The sequence below is a fragment of the Aestuariivirga sp. genome, assembly GCF_041738905.1.
GTDB lineage: Bacteria > Pseudomonadota > Alphaproteobacteria > Rhizobiales > Aestuariivirgaceae > Aestuariivirga.
In genome coordinates this window covers 1-9289 of record NZ_JBGSOZ010000052.1, presented here as the reverse complement: position 1 = coordinate 9289, position 9289 = coordinate 1, and the positions used below count along the sequence as shown (strand labels likewise).

General features: G+C 62.2%; 10 protein-coding genes. 1 reads left to right on the top strand and 9 read right to left on the bottom strand.

The genetic code is table 11. From position 1 onward, the window contains the following. The 5 genes from ACEW8Q_RS04185 to ACEW8Q_RS04165 form a co-directional block, all read right to left on the bottom strand. Positions 1-503, bottom strand: a 503-nt coding sequence (locus ACEW8Q_RS04185) for an alcohol dehydrogenase catalytic domain-containing protein (protein ID WP_373502798.1), incomplete at its 3' end; no start/stop codon positions are given. Continuing rightward, positions 500-1351, bottom strand: a complete 852-nt coding sequence (locus ACEW8Q_RS04180) for an ABC transporter permease (RefSeq protein WP_373502797.1) — start codon at positions 1349-1351, stop codon at positions 500-502. The genes ACEW8Q_RS04180 and ACEW8Q_RS04185, both read right to left, overlap by 4 nt. After that, positions 1344-2210 (bottom strand): ABC transporter permease, encoded by an 867-nt coding sequence (locus ACEW8Q_RS04175; RefSeq protein WP_373502796.1) that lies wholly within the window; start codon positions 2208-2210, stop codon positions 1344-1346. The genes ACEW8Q_RS04180 and ACEW8Q_RS04175 overlap by 8 nt, the downstream gene beginning before the upstream one ends. Beyond that, the gene (locus ACEW8Q_RS04170) at positions 2207-3265 is read right to left on the bottom strand and encodes an ABC transporter ATP-binding protein (RefSeq protein ID WP_373502795.1); all 1059 of its coding nucleotides are present in this window, start codon (positions 3263-3265) and stop codon (positions 2207-2209) included. The genes ACEW8Q_RS04175 and ACEW8Q_RS04170 overlap by 4 nt, the downstream gene beginning before the upstream one ends. A gap of 132 nt (positions 3266-3397) precedes the next feature. After that, positions 3398-4528, bottom strand: a complete 1131-nt coding sequence (locus ACEW8Q_RS04165; protein ID WP_373502794.1) for a PotD/PotF family extracellular solute-binding protein — start codon at positions 4526-4528, stop codon at positions 3398-3400. A 163-nt stretch (positions 4529-4691) separates the two neighbouring features. Between ACEW8Q_RS04165 and ACEW8Q_RS04160 the strand changes: the two genes are divergently transcribed. Then, the gene (locus tag ACEW8Q_RS04160; protein WP_373502793.1) at positions 4692-5582 is read left to right on the top strand and encodes a DMT family transporter; all 891 of its coding nucleotides are present in this window, start codon (positions 4692-4694) and stop codon (positions 5580-5582) included. Here ACEW8Q_RS04160 and ACEW8Q_RS04155 read toward each other — a convergent pair. From ACEW8Q_RS04155 to ACEW8Q_RS04140, 4 genes are all read right to left on the bottom strand, one after another. Next, a complete protein-coding gene (locus tag ACEW8Q_RS04155; protein ID WP_373502792.1) occupies positions 5579-6466 on the bottom strand; it encodes a fatty acid desaturase in 888 nt (295 codons plus the stop codon). The genes ACEW8Q_RS04160 and ACEW8Q_RS04155 overlap by 4 nt on opposite strands. A gap of 64 nt (positions 6467-6530) precedes the next feature. Beyond that, positions 6531-7142: a TetR/AcrR family transcriptional regulator gene (locus ACEW8Q_RS04150; RefSeq protein WP_373502791.1), complete on the bottom strand. Its 612-nt coding sequence runs from the start codon at positions 7140-7142 to the stop codon at positions 6531-6533. Positions 7143-7202: 60 nt separating this feature from the next. Continuing rightward, positions 7203-8759 (bottom strand): ABC transporter substrate-binding protein, encoded by a 1557-nt coding sequence (locus tag ACEW8Q_RS04145; RefSeq protein ID WP_373502790.1) that lies wholly within the window; start codon positions 8757-8759, stop codon positions 7203-7205. 18 nt (positions 8760-8777) lie between these two features. Continuing rightward, positions 8778-9289: oligopeptide/dipeptide ABC transporter ATP-binding protein (locus tag ACEW8Q_RS04140; protein WP_373502789.1), on the bottom strand; the 512-nt coding region annotated here is incomplete at its 5' end.

The following is a 9289-nucleotide window of genomic DNA, read 5'->3' as shown; positions in this document are numbered from 1 at the left end:
GCAAGCTGGACCGCCACATGGCCGGTGCCGCCCGCGCCGCCGTGGATGAGGACGAACTCGCCTGTTTGCACGCGGGCGCGATCGTAGAGCGATTCCCAGCAAGTGATGGACACCAGAGGCAAGGCTGCGGCCGTCAGGTCGTCCACCGAGTCCGGCACCTTCGCCAGCTGGAAGTCAGGCACGACGGCCGCCTCGGCATAAGTGCCCATGGCGCCGCCGATGCCGCCAGTGCAGAAACACACGCGGTCGCCGGGTTTCACAGTGACAACAGCATCGCCCACGGCCTCCACCACGCCCATGCCGTCATGACCCAGCACGAAGGGCTCAGGCCCGTCGAGATAGCCGCCAAGCTGGCGGAAGAAGATGTCGGCGGGGTTGAGCGCCGCGGCTCTCAATCGCACCAGCACGTCCCCGGGCCCGCGCGGCCATGAGAGCTCCACGTCCTGAAGTGCGAGGACGTCAGGCCCGCCCCTGGCGGTTGCCACCATGGCCTTGATCTTCATCGTGAAACCTTTCGGAGTTGCCGGATGTACCAGAGGACGATGACCGACAGGCAGGCGAAAACGGTGATGGCGAGAATGACGGATGCAACGGCAAGACGCGGCGTTCCGGCCGAGCGCAGGCTGAGCCACATCAGCACGGGCAGCGTCTGGCTGTCGCGGTCGGTGAGGAACAGCGCCATGACGAATTCGTTGAGCGAGATGACGAAGGCAAAGAGCGCCGACGAGATGATCCCGGTCGAGACCATCGGGATGACGATCTCGAAGAAGGTCTGCACAGGCTTGCCGCCGAGGTCGTAGGAAGCCTCCACCACGCGATAGTCGATGGTGCGGAAGGTTGCTTCCATCAGCATGAAGACCAGCGGCATGGCCCACAGGGCATGGGCCAGCATGACGAGCCCGCGCGTGCCATAGACCCCATATCCGCCGATCTGGATGTTGCCGACCGAGATGGCGACGCCGAGGCCCAGCACCACGCCAGGCATGAACAGCGGCAGCATGATGAGAAGATACCAGGCGTTGCGGAACGGCACATCGTAACGCTCGAAGGCCCAGGCGGCCATGACGCCCGCCGTCGTCGAGATCATCGTGGTACCGAGCGCGATGACAACACTGTTAAACAGCGCCTCCGTCCACTGCGGGCTGCCGAGAAAGTCTCGGTACCACTTGAGCGACCAGCTTGTGATCGGAAACCGGATCATCGACGCGTCGTTGAAGGACATCACAAGCGTGACGAGGATGGGCACAAGGATATAGGCGACGATGAACACCGTGAAGGCGAAGCCCAGCGCCTTGAAAATGGTTGGCTCGGCACTGCGCCTGCGGGCAAGGGGAATGCTGGCCTCAGACATGGAAGGACTGCCGCTTCGACATGAAGGAGCGCGTCACCACCATCACGGCGGCGACCCCCAGCACGAGGATCATCGAGAAGGCAGAGGCCATGGGCCAGTTGTGCTTGCCCAGCATCTGGTCCTGGATGAGGAAGCCCACCGTCCAAAGCGTGTCCGGCCCCAGGGCCGAAGGCGTCGCATAGGTCCCGACGCTCCAGATGAAGGATTGCGAGAAGGCGACCGCAAGCCCTGTGCGCGTCAAGGGTACTAGCACTTCGATGAATGTCGAAAGCGGGCCTGCGCCAAGATCGGCACTCGCTTCAAGCACCCGCTTGTCGATGCCGTCGAGTATCGAGAGAAGGATGAAGAAGCAATAGGGCAGCGTGATGTAGATCAGTCCGACGAAGGCCGCGAACTCGGTATACATCAGGCTTACCTTGTCGGTGATCAGGCCGGACGACAGCAGCGCGTAGCTCATCAGTCCGTTCTTGGGAAAGAACATCCACCAGCCGAAGATGATGGCGATCTCTGAAATCAGCAGCGGGCAGAGCGCCAGGCCGATGAAGATCAGCCGCCAGCCTGCGGGCTTCAGCCAGACCAGAAGCGCGAAGGCATAACCGATGATGACGGTAGCAACCGAGGCCGCGAGCGCCAGCTTCACCGTTGTCCACATGGCGCCGGTGAACAGCGGGTTGGCGAACAGCTGCCCATAGTGTTCGAGTGTGAATCCCGGCGTATAAAGCTTCTGGCCTTCATGCAGGTTGAAGCTCATGCGCAACATGTAGAGCATCGGCACGCCGAAGAAGACGATCACGATGACGAGGGCAGGCGCCATGAGCAGCCACGGCGTGAGGGGGCGGCCTGAAGCAGCCGTCGTCATCGGAAGGCCTGCATGTCGTCGTCGCGCCAGCCGAGCGACAGCTTGTCACCCGGCTTCAGGCCGGTGTGCCCGACATGGTCGGCAAACACCTCAAGCGCGCCCGCCCGCATGTGGAACCGGGTGCTGTCGCCGAGAAATTCGACGAAATGCACGATGGCGTCGAGCCGGTTCGGCAGCGCCTGCGCTTCCGCGCCGAGCTTGAAGCGGGCGGGCCGCACATAGAGCTTCCAGTCGCCATCATCGATCCGCCGGCCGAGCGTGAGGTCGAGCTTGCCGTCCGCCTTGTCGGCAAATGCGCCCGCAGCGGACCTTACCGGCATGCAGCAGCTCTCGCCGATGAAGGTGTAGACGAACTCGTTGGCGGGCTGGTGGTAGATCATTTCCGGCGTGCCGACCTGCTCGATCCGGCCACGGTTCATCACCGCGACGCGGCTCGACATCGCCATCGCCTCACCCTGGTCGTGGGTCACGTAGATGGCGCTGAACTTCAGCTCGTCATGCAGCCGCTTGATCTCGGCACGCAATTGCAGCCGGAGCGACAGGTCGAGCGCGGAGAGCGGTTCATCGAAAAGGAGGAGTGCGGGCCTCACCGCCAGCGAGCGCGCCAGTGCCACGCGCTGCTTCTGGCCGCCTGAAAGCTGTGCGGGGAAACGCGCCTCGAAGCCCCCGAGCCGCACGATATCGAGCGTCTCCTTCACGCGGGCTTCGATCTCGGGCTTCGGAACCTTCCGCATGCGAAGGCCGTAGGCCACGTTCTCCGCCACTGTCTTGTGCGGGAACAATGCTCCCGATTGGAAGATGGTCGCCGTGTCGCGCTGGTAGGGCGGAAGGTGATCGACCTTCTCGCCCATGATGCGGATCGTGCCCGCATCCAGCTTCTCGAATCCCCCGATCAGCCGGAGCGTCGACGTCTTGCCGGAGCCCGAAGGCCCCAGCAGCGTCACGAACTCGCCGCGCTCCATATCGAGCGAAACGTCGTCAACCGCGACGACGGCACCATAGCTTCGCCTGATGCCGTCAAGTGAAAGAGCCGTCTTCACCACCGCGCTGCTCACCCTTCGGTGGTCCTCGCGAGGGCGGTCCTGTACCGCCTCGGCATCTTCAACGTCTCGTGCGCGCCAAACAGCGGCTCCTTTTCAGCTTCTGTTTCATGTCCATTCCTGTTGGCCTGCACTGGCGTGCAAATGTCAGCCGGACGTGCGCTGCACGGTCTGCTTCATGCGGTCGTCGAAGGCCTGGTAATTGGCGTTGATCTTGTCCCAGCCATCCATGGTGATGATCTGGAAATTCTTGTGATAGTCCTCGTTCGACTTCGGGTAGTTGTTGCCCCATTGCGGCGGCACGGCCACATCGTTGCGCGCCATGAAGATCATCGATTTCGACAGGAAACGGTCCTGGGCTTCCTTGGAGAGCATATAGTCCAGGAAGAGGTCGGCGAGGTCATTGTGCTTCGTGCCGCGCACCTTGAAGTACCAGTCGGCCCAGGCTGAAGCGCCTTCCTGCGGAAGTGCCGCCACGTATTCATCCGGGCTCTCGGTCAGGAACGTATAGACGTCGGAGGAAAAGCTCATCGCCGCGTCGGCCTCTTCCTGGTTCAGCAGGTTGGCCTGTTCGGCGCCATCCTTGTACCAGCGCGCCACCTTCAGCTTGTCGAGCTTGGCGAAAAGCGGTTCGGCGGTCGCCATGTCGTACATTTCATCAAGGCCGGGAGAAGCCTTTTCCATCACGGCCGGCACCGACAGCGACCACCACCAGGCCGCGCCATCCGAGGTCACCTTTCCGGCAAGCCGCTCGTCCCACAGCAGTTCCCACGATGTGGGCTCGATGCCGAGCTTCTTGCGGATCAGCAGCATGCAGGTGCCGCCGCCAAAGGGAACGCCGTATTCCTTCGCTTTCTCGGGCCGCGTCTCGTAGAACCAAGGATAGACTGCCTCGAGATTGGGCACCTTCGCGCGATCGGTCTTCATGTAAAGGTTCTCGGCCAGGCCCGTCGAAGAAATGTATTCCTCCGCCACCGTCACGTCGAAGGGCGGGTTGTCTTCCGGGGCGGCCTTGATCTGGCTGACGATCTGGTCCCAGCCGCCGACCGTCTCGGCCTTGGTGCCATACTTTGCATTGAACGGGTCGATGATGGTTTCGCGGAAGACCTGTTCGTAGTTGCCTGACCACGACACAGCGATGAGGCTTTCGCCTTCGAAGGCTGCCTTGGCCGTGGAGATCGCGGCGCGGCCGATGATGGCAGGCGCGGCAACTGTCGCGGCGCCGAGCGCAGCACCCTTCAGAATGCGGCGGCGATTGAACTGAACCCTCTTGGTCATGCGTTGTCCTCCTTGGACTGATGTTCCGGCTCTTTTTTCTGATGTGCCGCTGGATGATCATCTAATCAAACAAGTTTCGAAGCGGTCAAGGAGATTCGCATTCAGGCTGGTCATGCAAATGGCTAGGCTTGTGGTGGAGGGCGTCTTGCCGCAAGGAAGATCGATGACAAGCCGAACTGCCACATCGCCGCGCCAGAACCTCTGGGCATCACTTGCCGTAGCGGGATGCGGCGCCATGTGGGGCGGCTTCTGGTACCCGTTGCGCCTGCTGGAAAGCTTTGGCATCGGCGGTGCCTGGCTGAGCATCATCTTCTTTGCCGTGGCAGTGGTCTCGCCATTGCCGTGGCTGTTGCGCCGGAGTGCGTGGGAGGGCTTCGGAAACCAGCTCGTCAACGGCACGCTGATGGGCCTTGCCTTCACGCTCTATACAGTCAGTCTCGTTCTCACCGACGTCATTCACGCAATCCTGCTCTTCTACCTGACGCCTGTGTGGAGCACGCTGGCGGGCATGTTTCTGTTCCGCGAGAGGCTGACATTCAACCGCGGCCTCGCGATGGTGCTGGGCTTTGGCGGGATGATCTTCATTCTCGGTTTCGAGGAAGGTGTTCCCATTCCGCGCAATGCCGGCGACTGGCTGGCCCTCGTCAGCGGCATGTTGTGGGCCTCGGGCACCTTGCGGAGTTTCATGAGGCCGTCGAAGGGCGTATCGCTGCCCGTCTTCACCTTCTGTCTCGGTGGGCTCGCAGCTTCAATCATCGTGATGCTTGTTGCAGCGGGGCTCGATTCGCACATTGCCCACCTCTCGAACGTGCGCGAAGGCCTGCCCTGGGCCATCCTCTTCGCCGTCGTATTTTTTGTGCCACCCAATTTCCTGGTGCTGTGGGCGGCACAACGCATCGATTCCGGCCGTGTCGGTATCCTGCTGATGACGGAAGTCCTGGCCGGCGCCGTCACCGCTGCACTTTTCTCAGGCGAGCAGTTCGGGCTGATGGAACTCACCGGCACGGCGCTGATCGTCTGCGCCGGCCTCGTCGAGGTTCTGGGCCGCCGCTAGCCTCTGGACGGCGCGGAATGTTCGTTGCGCGGGTCGGGAACAAGTCCCTCGATCCGCACGCCCTTCGCTTCCAGGATCGGCCGCAACTCGTTGAAGGCGGGCTCGTAGCGATAATAGGGAATGGCTGGCAGCATGTGATGGATCAGGTGATAGTTCTGGCCTTGCAGGAGGAAGTTCGCGAAGGGAAACAGCGAGACCCGCGTGTTGCGGTAGCGTCCCGTCTCGTGATGGTCGTGATGCGGCGTCCATGTGAAAAAGGTCAGCATCACCGTCTGTCCGATCCACCACGGCACGAACCACAGGAACAGGACGTGCCACCCGTAACCGGCTGCGATGAGCCCTATGACGATCGTCGCATAGGTTGTGAAGCTCAGTGCCGTGTAAACGATTTCCCGCGTGGTGCAGTTGAAGCGCTTGCAGTCCCGGTATTGCTGAAAGGGATTGAAATAGCCGATCAGCGCTTTGGGGAGCCTCACGAATATCCATCCCGGGAAACTGCCGCGCGCATAGATGTCCGGATCGCTGTCCTCGTTCGTGTACGTGTGGTGCTCCATGTGCTGCCGCTTGTGCTGGTGATAGTTCAGCCATAGCGGTGCGCAGGCGATGAGGCCGGCCGCGGTATCGACCCAGCGGAGGTTCTTGTTCCGTGAGCTGATGTTGGCGTGAACCGCCTCATGCACCACCGTGTAGAGAGCGTAAAGAAAGACGGTGTTGCCGATGAAGCCCGCCCACATGGGAATGACGCCTGCAACTGTCAGCGACGTGGCAGCGATGAACAGCGCGAAAAGCTCGGCTTCGAGCAGAAGTGTTCGCCAACCGAAGTCGGGAGTGTGACGGCGGCCGATCTCGGCCTCCTGCCGGATAGTCGAAACCACCTGATCCATGAAAGTCGCCACCACGTTCAAAAAACTGGATGAGCATCCAATCTAATGGTTGACCGTGGTTTCGTCAATGACCGGAGGCGAAATCTCCGAAGAACGGCTGCAGCAGCCGCCTGCAAGCCTCGCGGGCATCGCTGGCGGAAATCTGCCTGGGGTCGATGCACCACTCGAGCCACAAGCCATCGACCATCGAAATGAACATCATCGCCACGAAGGGAATGTCGACCTCGCGGCCGCGCTCCTCCGCCAGCGAGCGCAACGCGGCTTCCACACCTGCCCGGTAGCGCGCATATTGCTTGCGGTGGGCTTTCAGCAGGGCCTTGTTGTTGGCGATCTCGCCCCACAGCGCCAGCCAGATACGGAGCGAGTCGCGGCTCAGCGTATCGAGGCCGAAGGAGGCATCGATGATGGCCGTGATGTGGTCCTTGCCGTCTCCCGGAGTCTCGACCACCGACAGGAGCCGGCCGATCATCGTCTCGTAGATCGCGGCGAGGAGTCCGTCCTTCGACTTGAAATGATGCGTGATGAGCCCGCGCGAGACCTCGGCCTCCGCGCAGATGTTGTCGATGGTGAAACCGAGGATCCCGCCCCGCGCCAGGCAGGCGAGCCCCGCCTCGATCAGCAGGGCGCGCCGCTCCTCGGGAGCGACACGGCGGAAGCGGGGTTCTGGCTTTGGCACTTTCGTCATTCCGGATGAAGAAGGGCGCGAGGAGCACATGTCCCCCCGCGCCCCTTGTCGTCAGACCTTCCTGAACATGGTCGGGTTAGGGTGGCCGTCCGCCAGGATCACCGGCTTCAGGTTTGAATCATGCAGCGCGATCTGCGGCTCGAAGCAGATGAAGATAAAGCCGCCAGAGTCTTCCATCAGGTCCTCCATGCGGTTGAAGATCTCCGTGCGCTTTGCGTCATCCTGCTCCACCGAACCCTTCTGGTAAAGCTCCTCGAACTCCGTGCTGTCGAAGAACGACCAGTTGTAGACACCGATCTGGTCAGGCCTGAACCACACAAGATTTTCGGTGGGGTCTATGCCGCCTGCGAAATTCATCAGCACCAGTTCGAGCGTCTTGTAGGTGTCGCCCGCCGTCTTGTCGCCCAGGGCCCAGTAGGCCGCATCTTCCGTCGGCTGGATTTCGATGGTGATGCCGGCCTCGGCAAGATTGGCCTGCACGATCTGCGCGATGGCCTGCGATGTCGAGTCGGTCAGCGCCACCAGCTTCAGCGTCAGATCGGAGACGCCCGCCTCCGCCAGAAGGGCCTTTGCCTTCTCGACGTCGCGCGTGGCGATCCTGTTCTTCTCGCGTGAGAACTTCGTGCCGGGTTGAACCACTCCGGCGGAGCGTGGCACCAGCCCGTCGAAGGCGCCTTGCAGCACGGCGTCGCCATCATAGGCATATTGGATCGCCTGCCGCACGCGGGGGTCTGTCAGCTGCGGGCTGGCGATGTTGATGGTGAGCCAGTGATAGCGCGTCGATTGCGCCTCGATCAGCGTCGCGCCCTTCGGCACGTTGGCCTTCACCTGCTTTGCGGCACTCACCGCGATGCGGGTGTAGTCGAAGGCGTCGGCCTCATAGGCGAGAAGGGCGGCCTGGTCGTCGGTGACGATAAAGTACTCGATCTTGTTGAAGTCCGGCTTCGGCCCTTTCCAGTCTGGATTGGCGACGAGCGTCACCTTCTGGTTCTGCTCCCACTTTTCGAGCAGAAAGGGGCCGCATTGCGCCGGGATCTCGGTGGTGTAGCTGCCGCCCGCCTTCTCGACCGCCGCCTTGCACACAATGTGCCCGCCGTAATAGGGCAGCGAGATGACCCAGAACGGCTTGAACGGCTGCTTCAGGTGAATGATGCCGGAACGCTGGTCGATCACCTCGACCTTGTCCAGCTTCTCAAACTGGTAAGCCCAGGCGGAATCGCTGCCCGCGATGCGCTCGAAGGAAAACTTCACGTCCTCCGCCGTTACGGGCCCGAAGCCGTTGTTCCAGGTGAGGTCGTCGCGCAGCGTGAAGGCGATCTTCTGCGGGTCCACCCAGTCGATCTTTTCCGCGCCCCAGTTCGAGGTCTCGTTGCCCTCGCGCATGTCGCCCAGGCGGATGAGCGTCACCTGCGTACAGCGCGGAATGATGTCGTCCAGTTCGCCGATGATGCCCTTGGGATCGAGCACCTGGAAATCAGCCGCCGCCCTGAGGCGCAGTGTATCGCCGTCGGCCGACCATGCCAGCCTCGGACCGAGCGCCATCCCGGCAAGCATCGTGCCGCCCGCCTTCAGCAATCCGCGCCGGTCCGTTCTCCACAGGTTTCTCATCGTTTCCTCCTCCTTGTTTTATGGTCGTTCATCGGCAAAATGGCACCTGACGCTCCGGCCCGCCGCAACCTCGCGCAGCTGGGGCGCGGCACTCCGGCAAAGCGGCTGCGCGACGGCACAGCGGGTGTGGAATTCGCAGCCCGATGGGCGGCGCAGCACACTGGGAATCTCGCCACGGATGGCAAGATCCTTGCGGCGCTTGCGCGGATCGGGCTTGGGCTCGGAGGCAATCAGGCTCTTCGTATAGGGGTGGAGCGGCGCGCGGAAGACGTCCGCCGTCGGTCCCATTTCGACGAGCCGCCCGAGATACATCACCGCAATGCGGTCGGCCACATGGCGCACCAGCGCCAGGTTATGCGTGATGATGAGGTAGCTCAGAGCAAGTCTCGCTTTCAGCTCGTTCAGCAGATTGAGGATCTCGCCCTGCACAGAGACGTCGAGCCCGGCTGTTGGTTCATCCGCGATGATCAGCCTGGGCTCGAGCGCCAGGGCGCGTGCCACGCCCACGCGCCGCGCCTGCCCGCCCGAGG

What these genes read in the sequence shown, in the direction of transcription:
- ACEW8Q_RS04175 (WP_373502796.1), bottom strand. Translation starts at nt 2,210, where the DNA reads ATGACGACGGCTGCTTCAGGCCGCCCCCTCACGCCGTGGCTGCTCATG.
- ACEW8Q_RS04180 (WP_373502797.1), bottom strand. Translation starts at nt 1,351, where the DNA reads ATGTCTGAGGCCAGCATTCCCCTTGCCCGCAGGCGCAGTGCCGAGCCA.
- ACEW8Q_RS04165 (WP_373502794.1), bottom strand. Translation starts at nt 4,528, where the DNA reads ATGACCAAGAGGGTTCAGTTCAATCGCCGCCGCATTCTGAAGGGTGCT.
- ACEW8Q_RS04145 (WP_373502790.1), bottom strand. Translation starts at nt 8,759, where the DNA reads ATGAGAAACCTGTGGAGAACGGACCGGCGCGGATTGCTGAAGGCGGGC.
- ACEW8Q_RS04160 (WP_373502793.1), top strand. Translation starts at nt 4,692, where the DNA reads ATGACAAGCCGAACTGCCACATCGCCGCGCCAGAACCTCTGGGCATCA.
- ACEW8Q_RS04155 (WP_373502792.1), bottom strand. Translation starts at nt 6,466, where the DNA reads ATGGATCAGGTGGTTTCGACTATCCGGCAGGAGGCCGAGATCGGCCGC.